At 60.9% G+C, this 19,213-nt stretch carries 23 protein-coding genes; 13 read left to right on the top strand and 10 right to left on the bottom strand.

Translation table 11 applies throughout. The annotated features are described in order from the left end of the window. Positions 1 to 184 precede the first annotated feature (184 nt). From CAQUA_RS08105 to CAQUA_RS08090, 4 genes are all read right to left on the bottom strand, one after another. A complete protein-coding gene (locus CAQUA_RS08105; protein ID WP_196823739.1) occupies positions 185 to 2,929 on the bottom strand; it encodes an ABC transporter permease in 2,745 nt (914 codons plus the stop codon). Positions 2,930 to 2,931: 2 nt separating this feature from the next. Further along, positions 2,932 to 3,600, bottom strand: a complete 669-nt coding sequence (locus tag CAQUA_RS08100; RefSeq protein ID WP_196823740.1) for an ABC transporter ATP-binding protein — start codon at positions 3,598 to 3,600, stop codon at positions 2,932 to 2,934. A 3-nt stretch (positions 3,601 to 3,603) separates the two neighbouring features. Next, complete coding sequence (locus CAQUA_RS08095) at positions 3,604 to 4,176, bottom strand: PadR family transcriptional regulator (RefSeq protein ID WP_196823741.1); 573 nt, start codon at positions 4,174 to 4,176, stop codon at positions 3,604 to 3,606. A 197-nt stretch (positions 4,177 to 4,373) separates the two neighbouring features. Beyond that, positions 4,374 to 5,090, bottom strand: coding sequence for a M23 family metallopeptidase (locus CAQUA_RS08090; protein WP_196823742.1), 717 nt, complete (start codon positions 5,088 to 5,090; stop codon positions 4,374 to 4,376). A gap of 214 nt (positions 5,091 to 5,304) precedes the next feature. Here CAQUA_RS08090 and CAQUA_RS08085 point away from each other — a divergent pair, with 214 nt between their 5' ends. From CAQUA_RS08085 to CAQUA_RS08060, 6 genes are all read left to right on the top strand, one after another. Beyond that, a complete protein-coding gene (locus tag CAQUA_RS08085; RefSeq protein WP_196823743.1) occupies positions 5,305 to 6,609 on the top strand; it encodes a cell division protein PerM in 1,305 nt (434 codons plus the stop codon). Between the two features lie 73 nt (positions 6,610 to 6,682). Beyond that, positions 6,683 to 7,294: a phosphoribosylglycinamide formyltransferase gene (gene purN, locus CAQUA_RS08080; RefSeq protein WP_196825500.1), complete on the top strand. Its 612-nt coding sequence runs from the start codon at positions 6,683 to 6,685 to the stop codon at positions 7,292 to 7,294. Further along, entirely contained in the window at positions 7,287 to 8,828 is a 1,542-nt protein-coding gene (purH, locus tag CAQUA_RS08075) for a bifunctional phosphoribosylaminoimidazolecarboxamide formyltransferase/IMP cyclohydrolase (RefSeq protein ID WP_196823744.1), read from the top strand. Before purN ends, purH begins: the two co-directional genes overlap by 8 nt. Positions 8,829 to 8,962: 134 nt before the next feature. Then, positions 8,963 to 9,727, top strand: a complete 765-nt coding sequence (locus tag CAQUA_RS08070) for a hypothetical protein (RefSeq protein ID WP_196823745.1) — start codon at positions 8,963 to 8,965, stop codon at positions 9,725 to 9,727. A 44-nt stretch (positions 9,728 to 9,771) separates the two neighbouring features. Further along, complete coding sequence (locus tag CAQUA_RS08065) at positions 9,772 to 10,227, top strand: hypothetical protein (RefSeq protein WP_196823746.1); 456 nt, start codon at positions 9,772 to 9,774, stop codon at positions 10,225 to 10,227. Beyond that, positions 10,227 to 11,180: a serine hydrolase gene (locus CAQUA_RS08060; RefSeq protein WP_231375313.1), complete on the top strand. Its 954-nt coding sequence runs from the start codon at positions 10,227 to 10,229 to the stop codon at positions 11,178 to 11,180. The genes CAQUA_RS08065 and CAQUA_RS08060 overlap by 1 nt, the downstream gene beginning before the upstream one ends. A 219-nt stretch (positions 11,181 to 11,399) precedes the next feature. Here the strand turns inward: CAQUA_RS08060 and rpsR are convergent, their stop codons facing one another. From rpsR to rpmB, 4 genes are read right to left on the bottom strand one after another with little or no spacing between them, the layout of a single operon-like run. Beyond that, a complete protein-coding gene (rpsR, locus tag CAQUA_RS08055; protein ID WP_196823747.1) occupies positions 11,400 to 11,648 on the bottom strand; it encodes a 30S ribosomal protein S18 in 249 nt (82 codons plus the stop codon). Positions 11,649 to 11,666: 18 nt separating this feature from the next. Then, the gene (gene rpsN, locus CAQUA_RS08050) at positions 11,667 to 11,972 is read right to left on the bottom strand and encodes a 30S ribosomal protein S14 (RefSeq protein WP_196823748.1); all 306 of its coding nucleotides are present in this window, start codon (positions 11,970 to 11,972) and stop codon (positions 11,667 to 11,669) included. Between the two features lie 2 nt (positions 11,973 to 11,974). Beyond that, positions 11,975 to 12,139, bottom strand: a complete 165-nt coding sequence (gene rpmG / locus CAQUA_RS08045) for a 50S ribosomal protein L33 (protein WP_196823749.1) — start codon at positions 12,137 to 12,139, stop codon at positions 11,975 to 11,977. Beyond that, a complete protein-coding gene (rpmB, locus tag CAQUA_RS08040; protein WP_196823750.1) occupies positions 12,139 to 12,375 on the bottom strand; it encodes a 50S ribosomal protein L28 in 237 nt (78 codons plus the stop codon). Before rpmB ends, rpmG begins: the two co-directional genes overlap by 1 nt. 437 nt (positions 12,376 to 12,812) lie before the next feature. On the opposite strand from rpmB, the gene CAQUA_RS08035 reads away from it, so the two are divergent. The 7 genes from CAQUA_RS08035 (at position 12,813) to CAQUA_RS08005 (ending at position 17,882) form a co-directional block, all read left to right on the top strand. After that, on the top strand, positions 12,813 to 13,088 hold the full coding sequence (locus CAQUA_RS08035; protein WP_196823751.1) for a type B 50S ribosomal protein L31: 276 nt from the start codon (positions 12,813 to 12,815) through the stop codon (positions 13,086 to 13,088). Positions 13,089 to 13,118: 30 nt separating this feature from the next. Further along, a complete protein-coding gene (rpmF, locus tag CAQUA_RS08030) occupies positions 13,119 to 13,292 on the top strand; it encodes a 50S ribosomal protein L32 (protein ID WP_196823752.1) in 174 nt (57 codons plus the stop codon). A gap of 254 nt (positions 13,293 to 13,546) precedes the next feature. Beyond that, positions 13,547 to 14,245 carry a response regulator transcription factor gene (locus CAQUA_RS08025; RefSeq protein ID WP_196823753.1) on the top strand — a complete coding sequence of 233 codons (699 nt, stop codon included), beginning with the start codon at positions 13,547 to 13,549 and terminating at the stop codon, positions 14,243 to 14,245. 1 nt (position 14,246) lies between these two features. Next, positions 14,247 to 15,695, top strand: coding sequence for a HAMP domain-containing sensor histidine kinase (locus CAQUA_RS08020; RefSeq protein ID WP_196823754.1), 1,449 nt, complete (start codon positions 14,247 to 14,249; stop codon positions 15,693 to 15,695). Positions 15,696 to 15,771: 76 nt separating this feature from the next. Beyond that, positions 15,772 to 17,040 carry a S1C family serine protease gene (locus CAQUA_RS08015; RefSeq protein WP_196823755.1) on the top strand — a complete coding sequence of 423 codons (1,269 nt, stop codon included), beginning with the start codon at positions 15,772 to 15,774 and terminating at the stop codon, positions 17,038 to 17,040. Between the two features lie 97 nt (positions 17,041 to 17,137). Then, positions 17,138 to 17,704, top strand: coding sequence for a MogA/MoaB family molybdenum cofactor biosynthesis protein (locus CAQUA_RS08010; RefSeq protein WP_196823756.1), 567 nt, complete (start codon positions 17,138 to 17,140; stop codon positions 17,702 to 17,704). Between the two features lie 28 nt (positions 17,705 to 17,732). Beyond that, entirely contained in the window at positions 17,733 to 17,882 is a 150-nt protein-coding gene (locus CAQUA_RS08005; protein WP_231375314.1) for a hypothetical protein, read from the top strand. A gap of 66 nt (positions 17,883 to 17,948) precedes the next feature. Here CAQUA_RS08005 and mscL read toward each other — a convergent pair whose 3' ends face one another. Further along, positions 17,949 to 18,392 (bottom strand): large conductance mechanosensitive channel protein MscL, encoded by a 444-nt coding sequence (gene mscL, locus CAQUA_RS08000; protein WP_196823758.1) that lies wholly within the window; start codon positions 18,390 to 18,392, stop codon positions 17,949 to 17,951. A 71-nt stretch (positions 18,393 to 18,463) separates the two neighbouring features. Next, entirely contained in the window at positions 18,464 to 19,180 is a 717-nt protein-coding gene (locus CAQUA_RS07995) for an SAF domain-containing protein (protein ID WP_196823759.1), read from the bottom strand. Positions 19,181 to 19,213 lie beyond the last annotated feature (33 nt).

Genomic DNA, 19,213 nt, shown 5'->3' with positions numbered 1-19,213 from the left:
TAACAGCTGTTATGGATGTTATTGATGTGACTAATGTGACAAAAGTGAATTATTCGCCACCGTGGCGGGCCGGGGGTGGTTGACGGGGGTAATAAGAAGCGGCCCGGCGGGGTGCCGGGCCGCGTGGGCGACTGTTAGGGCAGTCGTTTACCTGCGGGATGTTTATCTCGACCGTGCACGACGGTTATGTTTCGCGGTATCCAGCCGGATCGACGCTGCGGTGGAAGAGGAGGCCCACCAAGGCAGCGATGAGGGGAGCGCCGATGAGCAGAACTAATGTGGGGCCAACTCCCAGGTGTGCGTACTGGCGGTCGCCATAGTTGGTGATTGCGCCGTTGATGTCGTGGACGGTGCGTTCGCTCCACAGCATGGCCATCACCGTGCCTGTCACAGTGCCGATCAAGGTAGATACGCCAGCCATGAGGGCGGACGACCACGCGCTGACCTTCGGTGGAAGCGCCGGGTCCGCACCGATGGCAGAGAGCACGGCGAACTGACGGGACGTCGTGCGCATGGACACCAGTGAGAGAAGTGCAATGATGACCGCGATCGCCCCGAGTAAGCAGGCAACAACGATCCATGGAATCCACGGTGACTCCGCGTCGCTTGCGGTGAGCACCGTGGCAGTGATGGTGTTGGATACGGTTCCCAGGTACTCATACAGAGCGTGCTGGTCCTTGTAGGTCAAGGGCCGGTCACCGGTCAGGATAGTGCTCATATACGTCGGCGTCACGCCTAGCTCATCAAACACTGCTTGGGTGAACAGGTAGCCGCCTTCGGTTGTCGGGAGAGCTTCCACAACTTCGACGTCTTCGATGGTCTTTTCTTCCACCGTGATGTTGCCTTCATCGTCAGCACGCATAGCTACGACAGGCATCCGGTCGTGCGGCAAAATTCCCTTCGGGGCGATGACGGCTCGGCGGGAAAGGGCATCAAGGGCGCGTTGCTTGTCTTCTTCGGAGTCAAAGGTAAAGGCCGCGAGTGAATCCTCGTTCGCCAAGATGCTTCTGCCCTGGAACGGTGAGTTCTGGGTCCCGTAGTAGCGGTAAGGGAGGCACTCCCGTGCGGCATCAGGGTTGGTCGCCGGATCGCGGCTCGGATCCAACACACCTTCTTCTGGATTCCCCTCTGGATTTCCTCCGTCGCTGTCGCTTTCATAGATGGCCGTCATGTACTCCTCACCGTTGGGGGCGGTGGCGAAGACACAGTTGAGCTTGACTTCGACGAGGGCGCCCGGATCGGCAGAGCCGTAGAGGTCGTGGCGCTGGTGGGCCCCGGTCACTTCGGTGACGTGTGCAACGGCATCGTCGGCAGCGCTGGGTTTCCGGTTTTGTATCGCCTCTTCGGCGTTCTCACCCACACTGGCGGTGTGGTCATACACCGAATCAAAGACATTGATGTGAACAGCCGACGGGTTATAGGTCTTCAGGGCTAGTTCGGTTTCGGACTTGGGCATCGCGGAAAAGTTGGCAGTAAGGCCAACGACGAACAGTACTAGGGAACTAAGCAGCGCGATGGCAGGGGCGGAGCGCAATGCGTTGCGGGACATTTCCCGGCCAGCAAGGCGGATGTGAAGCGGACCCCGCAGTCGCGACAGTGCGTAGATAACCAGCGGTGCGCACAGCGCGATGCCCGTAATCGTCAGGGGCAGTGAGAACGGGGAGGCGACCCAGAAGGGCAGGGTCCCAAACGGGATAACCGATAATGCACCGCCAACAGCAATCAGAATCGGGCCAACCACAAACCATGGTCTAAAGCGCATGACTTTATCCGGGGATGCGCCGGCGATACCCCGGGCGATGGGCATGCGCGCAGCTACGAAAGCGGGAATCGCAGCGGCAATAACGCAGGCGGCGATCGCCGCGACGATTGCGGCGGCAATCGGCGCCCAATCAAGAGCCATCGGCCACTGCGGGTAGATGACTTTCCAGTAGGCCGCCGCGCACGCGAGGCCGAGCGCGGTGCCCAACAGCGCGCCGATCAGCCCGGTGATCACGCCGTAGGAGACGACGGACAGCCAGATATGGCGGCGCGCAGCGCCCTGCGACTGCATAAGCGAGAAGTCACGGGCACGCCGGGAAGCGGAGAAAGCAAAGACCGGAAGGACAAAGAGGAAGAGGAGGATCGCCAACGTCAGCGAAAATGTTTCACCAATCGGCTCATACGGGAATCCATCGCGGTAGGGCGCTACGTCCCGGAAGGACGGGTAGACTTCACTCGCCGGTGGTGGGTTGTCCGTCACGTCCTTCGACTGCACCACAAAGCCGGCTTTATTCAACGCCTTGACATCCTGCCAGTTCATGGGGCGCGAACCGGATAGATACCAGTTAATCAACACTCGCTCGTCTTCGTATTCCGCGCTGGAGAACTCCTCCGGTTTCATCAACGACGGTTCGCGCACCAGTGCGTCGTAGGACGGCGTGCGGTCCGCGACCGTGAGTTGTTTACCGTCCACCGCTATCACATCACCGACGCTGATGTCATGCTCATTCATGACGGAGCCAGGAAGGGCGATCTCACCCACGGGAGGCAGGGGTGAGCCCGGTACAGCCTTGATTTGGCGCACATCCAGCTCAAAGTTGTCACCGTTGAAGCGGGCTGCGGCAAATTTTCTCAGGTCTAGGGTTACATCGAAATCCGGTGCGGCTTCTTTAAGCAGCTGGTATTCGGACGTGCCCTCCGCGATGGGATCCCCGTCGCAGGACGACGAAATACCGTCTACGGACTGTTCGCAGATCCCACCCTGGAATTCCACGGAGTTTCGCCGTGACTCCGCATTATCCTGCGTATAGGTCGAGTCCGTCAGCAGCATCGATCCACTGAAGTACGCGATGGGGAGCAGGATCAGAAGGATTCCGGCGAGCGCGATCCACGGATGCTCGCGCATGTCCCGCCAGGTGGGGCGGGCCGCGGCTGTGATAGCACTCATGGCTAGCTCACCTTCCCGTCGCGCATCATGACTGTGCGGTCAGCCCAGCCCGCGAAACGCGGTTCGTGGGTCACTAGAATCGCGGCGGCACCAGCATCAACGCGTGCGCGCAAAAGAGCGATGACATCATCAGCGGTCGCCGTGTCCAGCGCACCCGTCGGTTCGTCTGCAAGCACGAGCTTTCGCTTACCGACGAGCGCCCGCGCGATCGCAACCCGCTGCGCCTGGCCGCCGGAAATCTCATCGGGGTAACGGCCAGCCAGGCCGCCGAGACCGACTTCCTCCAACGCGGCCTCAATCTGTGCGGAAATATCACCCGGTTTCGCCCCATCGAGTTCCAGGGGCAAAGCCACGTTCTCACCGACCGTGAGCGTGGACAAGAGGTTGTAGTGCTGGAACACAAGGCCAATGTGACGGCGGCGCAGCTTCGCGGTCTTCCCGCGTGATAGCCCGGACGCCTCCACCCCGTCGATAAGCACCTGCCCTGAATCTGCTGGTTGGAGGAGACCCGCGACGTTAAGAAGCGTCGACTTTCCGGAACCGGACGGTCCCATCACCGCGACGAGTTCGCCCGGAGCGACCGTGAGTGAGACGTTGTCCAGCGCCGTCACGCGCCGCGGGCCGTCGCCGAAGGAGCAGCTGACATCGATCATTTCAAGGGGAGCGTTCATGACTTAGCCTTCCTTTCGGCTGTTCGAGGATTTTCTGGGAGCAGAGTTGGAGTTCGCGGCGTTGTTGAGCAGCGCTTCAACGCGGTCGAGGAAGCGGATGTCCGCCTCAAGGTCGAGGATTCGGCGCTCGCACATCAAGCGGTCGGCAGTAGGCACTGGGTTGAGACTGCGCATTTCCTTATTCGCCTCGCGGATTTGTTCCAGCACGAAGCGCCGCTGGGTGTCCATCAGGACGATGATGTCAATGTCGTCGCGCTTGAGTCCAAGCACGATCTTCATCACGACCTCATCCCGTTCCGCGGCTGGGCGCGTGACGGGGGTGGACCACCAGGCGTCTACTTCTTCCAGCCCAGCCTTTGTGAGCTGGTACGTCGTGGCCTCGTGGCCCGTGTGGGTGGGTGTCGTGCCCGTTGCAGCAATCAACCCGTCGCGCTCACACCGCGCGAGCGTTTGTGTCACCTGGCCCATGTTCAGATTCCATCTACCGCTCATGGTCTCGTGAAACCCGTGCTGCAGTTCCGCTGGCGTCGAGGGCTGATGGTGCAGCAATGCCAGCAGGGAATTACGCACACTCATGGTCGCTCCTTCCTGTATAGATATTTTTGGTTACTTAGCGATGGTTACTGGGTAACCTTCACTTACCGAGTAACTATAGGTTACTCAGTAACCTTACGTCAAGGTGTAGATCCGTTGGTGGGACCAAGAAGAAGCCCGGTCCCACTAGGTGGGACCGGGCTACAAGGTTAGCGGTGTGCGTTCAGCTGGCCTGTTTTTTACAGGTTGATGCCACGGGCAGCCAGCCACGGCACCGGGTCGATGGCGCCCTCGCCGGTCGGGTGGACCTCAAAGTGAAGGTGGGAGCCGGTGGAGAAACCGCGGGAACCCATGCCGGCGATCTTCTGGCCAGCGGTGACGCGCTGACCAGCAGCGCAGTCGATGGTCTCCATGTGGCCGTAGACGGTCACCGTGCCGTCGTCGTGGCGGATGCGGACCCAGTTGCCAAAGCCCTGTGCCGGGCCGGCCTCAATGACGGTGCCGTCCATCACGGACACGATCGGCGTCATAACAGCGTTGGCGATGTCGATGCCGTTGTGCATGGAACCCCAGCGCATCCCGAAGCCGGAGGTGAAGGCGCCCTCGGCGGGCTTGACGGCCATGGGTGCGCGCGCAGCCTGGTCAGCAGCCTCCCGGACCTCTTGGTACTTAACAGCCTTCCCCAGCTGTTCAGCAAGGTTGTCCACGGGCTTGTACTCGCTGATAGCGAGGATCTGCGGTGCTGCGATCGGGTCGGTAGCCTCGGCGGCATCCGCATCATTAGCAAGCTGGATATCGGACGGCTTAGCAGAGGCGTTGTTAGCGGCAGCTGCGGCAGTGACGCCGGCTGTGGATACAGCGCCGGTGGTGAAGGCGACGAGAGCGACGCGGCCCTTGTTCGGGGTCTGCTTACGGTGCTTGCCTTTGTACGCTGCCGGACGTGACGACGAGTTCACATGTACCTTCTTAGATCTTCCCGCGGTAACGATTGCTTCGTGGAATCGTGACCTAGTTGTTATCTACTCGACGTAACACTACTCATGGTTCGAGCGACATTCAACATATTTCTTACGGATTTCTCAGAACCTGGCGTCTACCTGGATCGCAGGCAGGTATTTAATCGTGTCGAGTGCCGTCTGCACGGCGTCCTCATGGGAGAGTAGGGGAGCAATGAGCAATAAGTCCAGTCCGCGTTCACGCACCCCGTCGTCCGCACCGTCGTCTGCCCCGTCGCACCCCCGCCGCAAGCCCCGTGCTGTGCGGTCACATCAGGATGCGCAGGCGAACGCAAAGGCCGCGCAACCTGCGACGATGCAGGAGCGCCTGAAGAAGATCGCCCCGGTGGTGGCAGTTCCGAATGTGGTGATGGTCTTGGCCATCATCGCCCTGAGCCTGGCCGGCTTGTTGCTCGGTGGCCACAAGCTCTCGGCGCTTCCTGCCACTATCGCGGAATCATGGTTCATCATGCATGCCGCGCCACTGGAATTCGATGGGGTGATTCTGGGCACACTTCCGCTTATGCCCGCTATCGCGGTCATCGCGTTCCTCGCGTGGCGCGTCCGTACGTCCACCATCAGTGCCGGGCGCAGCGTTGGGCAGCGTGGCCGAAGCAACAGTGGTCCCGTGAATCGAGCGAGCACAACGCCATCGGCTGAGCTGGACCTGCAGGACCTTTACGCTCTAGCTGCGCTGAGCGTCCTAATTCCCATCACTTTGTCGGGCATCGCCTGGTTCATGGTGATGGATGCATCCACTGTCTTCCCGGTAGCCACGCCGAACGTGTTCAAGGCCCTGTTCATCCCAGCCTTCGTGCAATTGCTGGGCGTTGTCTTTGGGCTACGTCCCGCTCAGTGGCGTGAGATCTTCCGTCAGGTCGGGGCGCCCGAATGGATCGTCGATGGGATCATCGACGGTCTGCGCCTGTGCGGCCGAATGTTCATGGCCGCAGCCGTGGTTTTTGTCATCGCCTTGTTCGCTTCCTACCCCCGCGTGCATGACCTGGTCAACCAGTACCCAGCGTTGGACGGCGGTAGCATCGCCGGGATTACGGCCGTGAGCTTCCTCTACGCGCCAAACGCCGTGATCGCCACCGCCGCGGTGCTCATGGGCGCGCCGTTTGAATTCGGCAACGGATCGGTTTCCCTTTTCGCCGCCAACCACGTTCCACTGCCACCGCTGCCGCTGTTCGGCGCGCTCCCACCGACGGTGTGGCCATGGGCCCCGGTCCTCATGCTCGTTCCGCTCGCGGTGTTCATCCACCACGCCCTTGGGGCCAATTCCCGCACGGAAGTCATGGCGGTTACCGCGGGCACCGCCGGAATCGTTGCCCTGATCAGCGGGCTCATGGCTGGTGGCGTTGCTGGCGCGTACGGCTGGGTCGGCGCCAACCCCTGGGTCTTCGCTTTAGGGGCACTCGCGTGGGCAGCGATCGTCGGCGGGGTAGCGCGCGGTGTCATGCAGTTTCGTTCCAACTAGGGTTCGCTCCAGCTAGGCAGAGTGAATCGGGCAGCACCAAGTAGACTGAGCAAACGTGGCAGAAACTTTCGGCATGGTGGGTAGAACACGCGTCGCCGTCTTGGTATCCGGAACAGGCACGTTGCTGCAATCGATCCTGGATAACCAGGGGCAGGAGTACTCGGTCGTACTCGTGGTTGCAGATGTTGCCTGCGCGGCGTTAGATCGCGCTGAAGCGGCGGGAGTTCCCACCGCGGTAGTGCCGCTCGGGGCAGACCGCGAGGAATGGAATAAGCAGTTGGCTGCGGCCGTCGATAAGCATGCTCCTGACATTGTTGTGTCGGCTGGTTTTATGAAGATCGTCGGTGCGCCGTTCTTGGAGCGCTTCGAGGGCCGGCTGATCAACACCCACCCTGCGCTCCTGCCGTCTTTTCCCGGTGCCCATGCGGTGCGTGACGCGCTTGCGTACGGCGTCAAAGTGACGGGAACGACCGTCCACTACATTGATGCCGGCGTGGATACGGGCGAGATCATCGCTCAGCGTGCCGTGGACATTCGCCCGGATGAGACTGAAGAAGACTTGCACGAACGGATCAAAATTGAAGAGCGCGCCCTCATCGTGGACGTTCTCCGCCGCGTGCTTCCCCCTGCTAATGACCCAAATGACCCCAATAACCACGGAAAGGTTCGGTTTGCAAATGGCTGAGACGACAGAAATCATCCCGATTAAACGAGCGCTGGTCAGCGTTTTTGACAAGACCGGGCTGGAAGATTTGGCCCGCGCGCTGGGTGAGGCGGGAGTGGAGATCGTCTCCACCGGATCGACCGCAGCGACCATCAAGGCCGCGGGGGTTGATGTGACTGAGGTCGCGGACCTGACCGGCTTCCCCGAGGTGCTGGACGGCCGCGTGAAGACGTTGCACCCGCGCGTCCACAGCGGCATCCTGGCAGACCTGCGCAAGCCAGACCACGCTGACCAGCTGGAAGAGCACGGTATTGAACCGTTCCAGCTCGTGGTAGTCAATCTGTACCCGTTCGAGGAGACCATCGCGTCCGGCGCGGGCTACGACGACGTTGTGGAAATGATTGACATCGGCGGCCCCGCGATGGTGCGCGCTGCGGCGAAGAACCACCCGTCCGTGGCCGTGGTTGTGAACCCCGAGGACTACTCGCAGGTGGCCGACGCAGTGCGCGGCGGCGGATTCTCTTTGGATCAGCGCCGCGAGTTCGCGTCCAAGGCCTTCACCCACACCGCGCGGTATGACACCGCGGTCAGCAACTGGTTTGCGCAGCAGCTCGGCCGCACCACGGAAAAGCAGCTCCGCTACGGGGAGAATCCACACCAAAGCGCTCATCTGCTTATCGACGAAGGCGGGGCCGGCCTTGCCAGCGCCACCCAGCACGGCGGCAAAGAGATGAGCTACAACAACTACCAGGACGCCGACGCTGCGTGGCGTGCCTGCTGGGACCACGAGCGCGCGTGCGTGGCGATTATCAAGCACGCCAACCCGTGCGGCATCGCGGTATCGGATGAATCCATCGCGGATGCGCACAAGAAGGCGCATGCCTGCGACCCAGTGTCCGCATACGGCGGCGTGATTGCCGTCAACCGTGAGGTCACCCTGGAACTCGCCGAGCAGGTGAAGCCGATCTTCACCGAGGTCATTGTTGCTCCCGGCTACGCGCCGGACGCCCTAGAGCTGCTGCAGACAAAGAAGAACCTGCGCATCCTGGAAGCAGAGCAACCGTTGCGCGAAGGCAAGGAGATCAAGCAGATCTCCGGCGGCACCCTGATCCAGGACCGCGACATCTACCAGGCTGAGGGCGACGACCCAGCCAACTGGACCCTTGCCGCCGGTGAGCCGTGCGACGAGGCCACCCTGGCCGACCTTCAGTTCGCCTGGAACGCGATCCGCTGCGTGAAATCCAACGCGATCCTAATCGCCCGAGACGGCGCCAGCGTGGGTGTGGGCATGGGCCAGGTCAACCGCGTCGATTCCGCGAAACTGGCCGTGGACCGCGCCAACACGCTTGATGAGGGCCGCAACCGCTCCAACGGTGCCGTCGCCGCCTCCGATGCGTTCTTCCCCTTCGCCGACGGGTTCCAGATCCTCGCCGATTCCGGTGTGACAGCTGTTGTGCAGCCGGGTGGCTCCATCCGCGACGAGGAAGTCATCGCCGCCGCCAATGAGGCCGGCGTGACCATGTACCTCACGGGGACACGTCACTTCTCCCACTAAGGGGTGGCTATTTGACACCCCGGAGGAACGGACCACCCCGGGGGAACCGACCACCCCGAAAACTGCCAGAATGTGCGCATTAGTCTGCACAATCGGGCACAATAATTGACGGATCAAAAGGTAAGGAGCGCATCATGTCGAACAATGAGTGGCCCAGCTTCGGCGGCAACGGAGGAAATTTCGACGACAGCGTCGACGATTTTGAAATTCGCTACGACGCGCCGCGAAGCTCGCAGTCAAGCGATTCCACTGCCCAGAACGCCGCATACGATGCGGGCTCGACCCGATACGATGCGCCCGTCAGCGAACCATACGGCGCGCCCGCCGCAGCCCCCGCGCAGTCCGGCCCGGACCCGTTCTACACCGGGTACATGCCGCCGGTGCAGCCGCCCGGATACGTCACGGAGAAGAAGGGCAACAACGCCGCTCTCTGGGCGCTAGTAGCGGTTCTTGCGCTGGCTCTCGTCGGCGGTGGCGCGTATGTCTTTGGCAAGCAGGGCGGCACCAACACCGCCTCCGGCGGCAGCGACGTCCCAGTGCCGCAGACCCCCGAGACATCTTCTTCCGCTTCCAGCGACGACTACACCTATGAAGAGGACACCGAGGAAGAAACCACCACTAGCTCCCGCAAGCGAAAGTCAACTTCGCCCGCCCGCGAGGCAAACGACACGGACTGCAATTTCTCCAACTACAGGCGCGAAACCAGCGTCACGTCGCAGGCCTTCGCGGAGCAGGTGTACTACGCCTTCGTAAGCGCGTGCCGGGCAGAAGATTCCTACAATGTCACGGTTGTAGCGAACAGTCCGGTAACGGGCTACAACTACACAATGACGTGTGGTCAACACAACGGTGGTGTGTTGTGCTCCGGTGGTAACAACGCGCAGGTCTACATCTACTAACTGATTCTTACTCCACTACCCTTAACAGGAAGCGGAGCCCTACCATGATGAACCAGACTTCAGCTCACAGCAATGCCGAAGACGGCAGCACCGTTGCAAAGAGAAACAGCAGGAAAACCGCACTGATTGCCGCGATGTCCGTTTTGGGTCTTGCTCTTGTTGGTGGGGGCATCTACGCGTGGAGCCAGCAGGCAAACGACGGCGAGAATGCAGCAGCTCAGGGTGATTCACAAACAAGCGAGACCGCACTTGTGGCAGCGAATGAGGGATCGGTGTGCGACATGGTTGGACACAAGCCTTTCACCTCGAATACGTCTCCAGGCTTCGCCGAGCAAGTGTTCAATGACTTCGTCACCGCCTGTGAGGCTGAGAACAAAGTGTCGGTTATGTTCGAATCAGAAAGCCAGATCACGGGAACGTCAATTGAGATGGCTTGCAAAGAGTACGACGAAGGTGTGCTGTGCACCGGCGACCAAAACGTAGAGGTATACATCTGGTGATGAGCAGGACCGCGATGACCCGTAGGGCAGGATTGACCGCAGCGGTTACTGCCGTTGCTCTTCTAACCGGCTGCACAATAGGGGAGCCCGGTAAGGGCGACAACGGGGCGTCGGGAAGCGCGCAAAGCGAAGAAGCCGGCCAGCCGCAAGTCTACGTGGACCCCAACGACCCGGAGAAGAAGAAAAAGTATGCGCCGCCAAAGGGTAGCGGAGAGCCCGGGGCTGCGGTGACAGACGATAACGCCAAGTCCCTCGGTGCTAGCATCAACCAAGCTATCCAGGAGGTGGTCGCTCAATACGGCGGCCAAGCTGCGGTTGGTATCGCTAACGGCGATGGTGCAATTTCCGTCGGCGATGCGTTAGATTTTCCTGCCTGGTCCACGATCAAGGTGCCCATCGCTATCGCCGCGCTACGCAGCAACCCGAACATGAGCGCGCAAGCGGCGTCGGCTATCCAGGTCTCTGACAATGAAGCGGCTAAAGCGCTGTGGGCCTCCATCGATCCTGCAGAAGCCGACAAGGTTCTAGCCGAAGGCAACAGTCCCGTTCAGATCCAGCGCGAAGTAACTCGCCCTGAGTTCACCCCGTTCGGACAAACCATCTGGAAGCCGACCGACCAAGCGAAGTTTGCGTCTAACCTCAAATGCATCGCCGGATCTGAAGAGGTACTGGGATACATGGGCCAGATCGCGGCCGACCAGCGTTACGGCCTGGGACAGATCGAAGGCGCACGCTTCAAGGGCGGCTGGGGTCCGACGCCGGACGGCAAGTACGTCGTACGCCAGTTTGGTCTCGTCCCCGTTCAATCCGCGGACGGCAAGAACTTCGACGTCGCCATCGCGATCACCGTGTTCCCTGCCTCCGGGACCTACCAAGATGGCCAAGCGATGGCCAACGCCCTCGTTGAAAAGCTCCGGCCGGTGCTCAAAGACGCGCCGATCGCGCGCTGCTAGCTCCAGCGGCGCTAGCGAATCGAAGCGGTATACTTCGATGCATCTGACATAATCCGCAACTCGCTGACCTGCGTGTTTACGGGCGCGATTCACCCAGATTTCATCGAAGTATACTGCCACGATCGAAGGCGCCCGAAGACACCGGGGAGCGCCACAGGAAATAAAAAACGCCCCCCGGATCACCGGGGAGCGTGTGTCGAAGTTACCGCGTGGGTACCACTAGCGAGTGGTGAACGGCAGGAGAGCCATCTCGCGTGCGTTCTTCACAGCGGTAGCGACCTGGCGCTGCTGCTGCGGGGTCAGACCCGTGACGCGACGGGAGCGGATCTTGTGGCGGTCGGAGATGAACAGACGCAGGGTCTCAACATCCTTGTAGTCGACTGCCTCAATGCCCTTGGCCTTGAGCGGGTTCTTCTTCGGGCGGCGGGACTGCTCCATCCGCGCCTTACGGTTAGTGTTGCGCTTCATTGATGCGTTTCCCTTCTATTACCACGAAGACTTGCGGACACCCGGGAGCTCACCGCGGTGGGCCATCTCGCGCATACGAACACGGGAGAGGCCGAACTTGCGGAGGTAGCCACGGGGGCGACCGTCGTGGGAGTCGCGGTTGCGGAGGCGAGCCGGGGAGGCGTCGCGCGGCTGACGGTTGAGCTCAAACTGAGCCTCGAGACGGTCCTCGTCGGACGTCTCCGGGTTGCGGATGATCGCTTTGAGCTCGTTGCGGCGTTCCGCGTAACGAGCGACGATCTCTTTGCGCTGGTTGTTCTTAGCGATCTTGGACTTCTTCGCCATATTTATCGCTCCTCGCGGAATTCAACGTGCTTCTTCACAACCGGGTCGTACTTCCGCAGGGAGATACGGTCCGGGTTGTTGCGCTTGTTCTTACGGGTCACGTAGGTAAAACCGGTGCCCGCGGTGGACTTGAGTTTGATGATCGGACGAACGTCGTTCTTTGGCATTAGACCTTCTCCCCTCGAGCGCGGATCGCGGCCACAACGGACTCAATGCCGTCGCGGTCGATGATCTTGAGGCCCTTCGTGGAAACGTTCAGCGTGATCGTACGGCCCTCAGAGGGCAGGTAAAACCGCTTCTTCTGCACGTTGGGGTTCCAACGGCGCGAGTGGCGGCGGTGCGAGTGCGAGACGGTCTTGCCGAACGACGGCTCCCGTCCCGTGACCTGGCAATGTGCCGACATGGGTTTCTTCTTTCTCCTTGCCGCCCAAACCCACTAGCTACTAGATGCCGCAAAAAGCATCGGGACAAGCCCAAACAAAAGTGAGGAATCGGCCTAAATGTGAGGATGGCCGTGTGCCTGGGATACCCATGGGTAGCTGGTTGACTTAGGCGTATACGTGTACTTCGACAACAGCGAGAGTCAACCCTACACGCTTACGGGCCATAAACCTAATCGCTATTAGCAGCACGCTTATCGACGAAAACCCCCACAGCGCGCTCCGACGATTTTTGATTAGGGCCTTTGGTCTGTACCATATTGCGAGTTGTACAGTTCGCACCCAATTCAGGCACGATCCTTACGTCTAGCCGGGGCATACCCGTTACCGGGCACGCTTTCCGAAGCTTCTGTTGTAAGGAACCGACCTGAAGTTACTACCTTGAGGGATACGAAGAAACATGAAGAAAGATATTCACCCTGATTACCACCCGGTGATTTTCCAAGATGCCGGTACTGGTCACCAGTTTTTGACTCGCTCCACCGTCACCTCCCCGCGCACCGCGCAGTGGGAAGATGGCAACGAGTACCCGCTGATCGTCGTGGACGTCACCAGCGAGTCCCACCCGTTCTGGACTGGCGCTCAGCGCGTTATGGACACCGCCGGCCGTGTTGAGAAGTTCAACCGCCGTTTCGGTGGCATGGCCCGCCGCAAGAAGAAGTCCGACGCCAACTAATCACTGGAAGCTTTGTAAGGAGGAAAAACAATGGCAACACCAAAGTTCCGTAAGTCCCGTTCCAAGACTCGCCACCGCCGCTCCCAGTGGAAGGCTGACAACGTCGCTCTGCAGGAAGTGAAGATCGACGGCCAGACCGTGCGTATTCCGCGCCGCCTGGTCAAGGCTGCTGAGCTCGGCCTGGTTGACGTAGAGCAGTTCTAAGAAGCACAAGGCTTCTTAGAAGGCTAGGGCTTCTTAGAAGAAACTAGAGCTTCATCGATAGCGCCGGCCGTGGGGTACAGACCTCACGGCCGGTTTCTCTTTGCGCAATAAGTTTGCGCAAAGAGGAAGAGTTTGCGCAGAAGAGTTTGTGTAGAAACTTAGCGCAGACAAAATTTACTAAGAATTTTGCTATGAAAAGTTTCGGCGTCACCTAATTAACGTCTATGTAACCTAAATGGTTCATAATATGAAGTATGAAAATTCTGGTTGCGGACGACGAGCAAGCGGTGCGCGAATCCCTCCGCAGGTCTTTGCAGTTTAACGGCTACGAGGTCGTGCTCGCTGAAGATGGCGAAGAAGCGCTTGAGAAAATTCGTACGGAGCAACCGGACCTCACGGTGCTTGACGTCATGATGCCGAAGCTCGACGGGCTAGGGGTATGCCGCACGCTGCGGTCCTCTGGGTACGAGCGCCCGGTGTTGATGCTCACCGCACGTGACGGCGTGGCTGATCGCGTTGCGGGCCTTGACGCTGGGGCGGATGACTACCTGCCGAAGCCTTTTGCACTTGAGGAACTGCTCGCGCGTGTTCGCTCGCTCATGCGTCGCGCGAAGGCGGAAGCGATTCAGCCGGTCAACGAACCTTCGGCGGTCCTCAAATTTGAAGACCTGCTCCTAGACACCGATACGCGTGATGTGCGTCGCGGCGACCGCGCGATCTCCTTAACGCGCACGGAGTTTTCCCTTTTGCAGCTCCTTATGGAGAACCCGCGCCGGGTTCTTTCGCGGCAGACCATTTTGGAAGAGGTCTGGGGATATGACTTCCCAACCTCCGGTAACGCGCTTGAGGTGTACGTTGGCTACCTTCGTCGTAAGACTGAGGCGGGTGGAGAGGGCCGCCTGATCCACACGGTCCGTGGCGTCGGATACGTCTTGCGGGAGACGGCTCCGTAACATGCTTCTCCGCCAAGCCGCCGAAAGGGCGGTCAACGTTGGCGGTGATGGCACGCCACCGCGGCGGCAACCTCTCATCGCCCGGCCTCGTTCTCACCGCAGCCGGATTTCCATGCTCGCTGGAGCTGGCGTCGCTTTGGCCGTGGGGACCACGTCGTTGATCACCTACTTTGGTGTTGTTAATTCCCTGGGGCAGCTCTACACCAATGAGCTCGATGCCAAGGCGATGAATCTCGCTTCCGCTGTGGCCACAGTCGACGACGAACGGCTTCGGGACGAGCTGTTGTTCTTCCGCCGCACCAACCCCGGTTACCGGGTGGCTGTGTCCCCGGAACCGCATACTGCTTTTATCGGGGATCCGATTCACGTCGACCGCATGGCGCGGGCTGGCCAAGGTGAGACAACTCAGTCGACGACAACCGTTGGTGGTGAGTGGATCACCGTTATACGCCAAGATTCCGGCCAAACCGTAGCCCTCGCCCGAAGCACGGGCACCTATGAGGTGTTTCGCGGGGCGCTCATGGGTCTGCTCATGGGCATCGTGGGTTTGGGAATTCTGCTCGCCGCGGTAGCCGCAGCGGTGATTGCGCCGGCCACGGTCCGGCCCGTCGAGAAGCTTCGGCGCTCTGTGGAGGGCGTGACCAGCACGGACGAGCTGAAGCCGATCGATGTCGAGGGCGAAGATGAACTCGCGCGGCTCACGCTGTCGCTCAATGACATGATGGCCTCGTTGAAGGAGTCTCGCGTGCGGCAGACCCAGCTCGTCGCGGACGCCGGCCATGAGCTGCGCACGCCGTTGACGTCCATGCGCACGAACATTGAGCTGCTCATGCTTCTCTACCGCACTGGCCAGGAGGCGGGCATCTCAGAGGAGGACCGCAAGGATTTAGAAAGCGATGTCCTGGCGCAGATGGATGAAATGGCGACTTTGGTCGGGGACTTAGTCGATCTTGCGCGAGAAGATCTGGCGGAGGCGCCGTTTGAAGACGTCCGCTTCGACGGTCTGCTCCACGACGCGCTCGAACGCGTTCAGCGCCGCCGCCCGGATGTTCGCTTCCAGTTCCACGCCGACCCGTGGGTGCTCGAGGCTGATCGCTACTCCCTGTCGCGCGCCCCCGTGAACCTGCTGGACAATGCCGCGAAGTGGTCGCCCGAGGGCGGCACCGTGCGCGTGTCCCTTCGCGCGGCCAAGCGCAGGGCCGTGCTAATTATCGACGACTCCGGGCCGGGCATTGCGCCCGAGGAGCGGGAGAAAGTCTTTGAGCGCTTCTACCGGGCGCCCGAGTCTCGGTCCATGCCGGGGTCTGGCCTTGGGCTAGCGATCACGAAGCAAGTGCTGGACCGTCACGGGGCGAAAATCTTCGTCGAAGAGTCCGACGACGGTGGTACGCGCATGCGCGTTGTTCTACCGGGCCATCCCCCGGTAGACGAGGATCAAGCCTCACAGTAACCTTTAAGCAACTGTTACGTTGAACGGTGTTCTGCCGTAAGAGCAGCCACAGCGCACCAAGGGACAATGATCGACCATGAGTACACCGTATAACCCCAACATCCCTGGGGGAGAGCCTTTCCCGTATCCCCCCGCCGATAGCCAGCAGCCACAGGTCACCGCGGATCTTGGTGGGGAGCAGGTGTACAACGCCGCGCCGGGTGTGCCGGGCAACGATGGTTTCGGCCAGCAGCCACAGGTTGCGCCATACCGTGCGCCCGAACCGAAGAAAGCAGGCATTGGTGTAGGAACGGCGATCGCGTTGTCGCTGGTCGCGGGTCTCGTTGGGGGAGCGGGAGCCGGGTACGCCGTGGGGGCCCTGAACAACAATGCCGCGGGCACGAACTCCGTGACTGAGGCGCTGCGCAAAGATACGGACTCTGCCCCCGCGCCAGACGGCTCCGTGGAAAAGGTCGCCACCGCCGTCTTGCCAGCGGTGGTGTCCATTACCGTCCGCGGTCGCAGCGGCGGGGCAGAGGGATCCGGGTCCATCATTTCCGCCGACGGCTTTGTGCTGACGAATCACCACGTCATCGCCGGGGGTGCGGATGGCCGCGCGGAAATCGAGGTCATGCTTAACGACGGCACGAAGCACCCAGCCCGGTACATCGCCTCCGATGTGGACACGGACGTGGGGGTCCTGCAGATCGAGGGCGTGTCAAACTTGCCGACGATCGAGTTTGGTGATTCCGACAAACTCCGCGTGGGCCAGGACGTGGTGGCGATCGGTTCGCCGCTCGGCTTCTCGGCGACTGTGACGTCGGGCATCGTCTCTGCATTGAACCGCCCCGTGCGCGCTGCCCAGGGTGGCGGCGAGAGCTCGCTGATGGACGGCATCCAGACCGATGCCGCGATCAACCCGGGTAATTCCGGCGGGCCGCTGGTGGACATGCAAGGTCGATTGATTGGGATGAACTCCGTCATCGCATCCATGGCGCAGACGGAATCCGAAGCTGGGTCGATTGGCCTTGGCTTTGCAATTCCGGCGAATTTCGCCCGCCGTGTAGCAGATCAGCTGATCAATGAGGGCGAAGCCCGCCAGCCGATGATCGGCGTGGAGGTGGACTCCCGCCAGTTCGGTGACGGCGCGTTAATCAGGCGTGTTTCGCCCGACAGTCCAGCGGAACGGGCAGGCCTGAAGGAAGGCGACCGCGTGATCAAGATCAATGACCGCGTGATCGAATCCTCGGATGCACTCATCGCAGCAACCCGATCCTGCGACTTTGGTGAGACCATCACGCTCACCGTGATTCCAAGGGGTTCTGAAGAGCCCGAAACGGTAGATGTAACTCTGACTTCAGAGTAGATTTTTATTAGCCGGGTGGAAACCATGAACTACGTGTTTTCCCCCAGCGGATAAACACCACTTTCCACGCTTCACGCCGAGCTTTCAGGAGATCGCCATGCCGGGCACATTGGACGCGCTTGACCTCAACGAACCTGATGACGCGTTTCTTCTGGCCACCGAGGCCGAAGAAGACGTTCCTTCCCAGCCACGCGCCTTAGCGGTTCTAGTCACCGACCATAAGCACGGCGGGGCTATCGACGAAGGAACTGACCAGCTGGTCTACGAGCTGCTCAACGAAATCGGGTTCCAGGTTGATGCCGTCGTGGGCGTGAAGTCCAAGAAGTCTGACATCCGTAAGGCGATGGAAACCGCCGTCATCGGCGGCGTGGACTTGGTGGTCACTGTGGGCGGTACCGGTGTCGGTCCGCGTGACAAAACTCCGGAAGCAACCCGCGCAGTGATTGACCAACTCGTCCCCGGCGTGGGCCAGGCTGTCCGTTCTTCTGGCCAGGCATGCGGCGCGGTGGACGCGTGCACCTCCCGCGGAATCTGCGGTGTCTCCGGCTCCACGGTGATCGTGAACCTCGCGCCTTCGCGCGCGGCAATCCGCGATGGAATCTCAACCATCGCGCCGCTGGTCAAGCACCTGATCTGCGAACTGCACCACTACAGTGTGCAGTAAGCCCGCCGGCCGTGGGGGCCGGCGTCGCGTGATCCGGCGCAGTGACGCGCTCGATTACGACCGCACCGCCGACCGGCCGAGCACGATCGAGGCTCCCCGGGCTCCGCACCCCGATGAAGAGCGTGAGCGCCGGGAGTTTTACGAAAACGAAAAGCCCCCGCACTACGGCGGAGGCTAGACTTCGCTCCTTCGCGCGCACCTGCGCGCGAAGTGTGCGCGAAGTGGGAATAAGACGCGGTAAGCGTTACAGGGAGTGGCGCGGAGCGTCCGTGCCAGCAGCCGGACCAGCGGTGCCGCCCTGGTTAGCAAGGATGTCGCGGATGTCCGCGAGCAGCTCCTGCTCGGTCGGTGCCGGTGCCTCAGGGTCGATGCCCTTAGCGTTCTTCTGCAGCTGGTCGAGCTTGTTCATCGGTGCAACGATGATGAAGTAGACCACAGCAGCGATAAGCAGGAAGTTGATTACGGCGGTGATCAGAGCGCCGAAGTCAACGAAGGTTGCGTCGTTGCCGGAGATGATGTGGAAGCCCAGACCGGAGAAGTCTGCGCCACCGAGGGAAGCGATCATCGGGTTAATGATGTTGTCGGAGAAAGAGGTCACGATTGCGGTGAAGGCAGCACCGATAACCACACCGACCGCGAGGTCGATGACGTTGCCGCGCATGATGAAGTCTTTGAATCCAGAAAGCATGGTTGACACCCTAAACGCTGAATGCGAAAAAGTCCTAGTGATCGGATAGGCCTCGGCCATTCCCGTCGGTCCTAGGAGCGCGTTGCACTTAGCACAAGAGTTAACGGGGAGTTGAGTGATGCGGCAGCAACGGCGGTTGCGTCGTCGGAACGCAGGAGAAGCAACACCGTGCCTTGGCCCTGCGTTGAGGCGAGCGATGAGGCCGCGTTCTGGCCGGATGACCTGCTGCTTTCGGAGTCGCCGGGACCCGCCGGCGCGCCCGCGAGGACCACGTGGCCGCCCCGCGCAATCACGCGAGCGGATCCCGCGTCCGCCCGAGGCGGGCCGTGTCGATCATTGTCGCTTTCATGGCTTGGATCACGGAATTGCTCGGCTGTAATTGTTACCACGTCGACGACATCACCGAGGTGCAGCATGGGGATCACATCAGGTTCGGCGAGTTTCACGGGCACCATCGTGTAGCCATCGCGTTGGTCGGGAGGTGCGTCGGCAAGCAATAGGCTCACCAGATCCGGGCCGATCACCCGCGAGGTTGTGAGAACCTCCCCTGGAGAAATGGGTGATGCCAGCACCTGTCCCGTGACGGCGTCCACGTCACGGACCGCTGAATCAGGGATGAGGTGCTCCGGCACCGGTGTGAGCGTGACGTCCCCGTCTCCCAGAACTGCGCCGGCGGGTTTCGCGGTTGTTGCGACGGCAATGAGCGGATCGGTTTTAGCGCGGCTGCCTAGCGCACTGGCACACGCGATGAGGATAAGAACGCCGGCGATGAAGCGGCGGAGAATCACCGATCGCCGATAGCCCGGTGTGGCAAGGCTGCT

Source organism: Corynebacterium aquatimens (assembly GCF_030408395.1).
Taxonomy (GTDB): Bacteria; Actinomycetota; Actinomycetes; order Mycobacteriales; family Mycobacteriaceae; genus Corynebacterium; species Corynebacterium aquatimens.
This window is presented reverse-complemented; position numbering and strand designations above follow the sequence as displayed.

Coding starts and splice junctions, on each gene's coding strand:
- CAQUA_RS08105 (WP_196823739.1), bottom strand. CDS start 2,929: ATGAGTGCTATCACAGCCGCGGCCCGCCCCACCTGGCGGGACATGCGC.
- CAQUA_RS08100 (WP_196823740.1), bottom strand. CDS start 3,600: ATGAACGCTCCCCTTGAAATGATCGATGTCAGCTGCTCCTTCGGCGAC.
- CAQUA_RS08095 (WP_196823741.1), bottom strand. CDS start 4,176: ATGAGTGTGCGTAATTCCCTGCTGGCATTGCTGCACCATCAGCCCTCG.
- CAQUA_RS08085 (WP_196823743.1), top strand. CDS start 5,305: ATGAGCAATAAGTCCAGTCCGCGTTCACGCACCCCGTCGTCCGCACCG.
- purN (WP_196825500.1), top strand. CDS start 6,683: ATGGTGGGTAGAACACGCGTCGCCGTCTTGGTATCCGGAACAGGCACG.
- purH (WP_196823744.1), top strand. CDS start 7,287: ATGGCTGAGACGACAGAAATCATCCCGATTAAACGAGCGCTGGTCAGC.
- CAQUA_RS08070 (WP_196823745.1), top strand. CDS start 8,963: ATGTCGAACAATGAGTGGCCCAGCTTCGGCGGCAACGGAGGAAATTTC.
- CAQUA_RS08065 (WP_196823746.1), top strand. CDS start 9,772: ATGATGAACCAGACTTCAGCTCACAGCAATGCCGAAGACGGCAGCACC.
- CAQUA_RS08060 (WP_231375313.1), top strand. CDS start 10,227: ATGAGCAGGACCGCGATGACCCGTAGGGCAGGATTGACCGCAGCGGTT.
- rpsR (WP_196823747.1), bottom strand. CDS start 11,648: ATGAAGCGCAACACTAACCGTAAGGCGCGGATGGAGCAGTCCCGCCGC.
- rpsN (WP_196823748.1), bottom strand. CDS start 11,972: ATGGCGAAGAAGTCCAAGATCGCTAAGAACAACCAGCGCAAAGAGATC.
- rpmG (WP_196823749.1), bottom strand. CDS start 12,139: ATGCCAAAGAACGACGTTCGTCCGATCATCAAACTCAAGTCCACCGCG.
- rpmB (WP_196823750.1), bottom strand. CDS start 12,375: ATGTCGGCACATTGCCAGGTCACGGGACGGGAGCCGTCGTTCGGCAAG.
- CAQUA_RS08035 (WP_196823751.1), top strand. CDS start 12,813: ATGAAGAAAGATATTCACCCTGATTACCACCCGGTGATTTTCCAAGAT.
- rpmF (WP_196823752.1), top strand. CDS start 13,119: ATGGCAACACCAAAGTTCCGTAAGTCCCGTTCCAAGACTCGCCACCGC.
- CAQUA_RS08025 (WP_196823753.1), top strand. CDS start 13,547: ATGAAAATTCTGGTTGCGGACGACGAGCAAGCGGTGCGCGAATCCCTC.
- CAQUA_RS08020 (WP_196823754.1), top strand. CDS start 14,247: ATGCTTCTCCGCCAAGCCGCCGAAAGGGCGGTCAACGTTGGCGGTGAT.
- CAQUA_RS08015 (WP_196823755.1), top strand. CDS start 15,772: ATGAGTACACCGTATAACCCCAACATCCCTGGGGGAGAGCCTTTCCCG.
- CAQUA_RS08010 (WP_196823756.1), top strand. CDS start 17,138: ATGCCGGGCACATTGGACGCGCTTGACCTCAACGAACCTGATGACGCG.
- mscL (WP_196823758.1), bottom strand. CDS start 18,392: ATGCTTTCTGGATTCAAAGACTTCATCATGCGCGGCAACGTCATCGAC.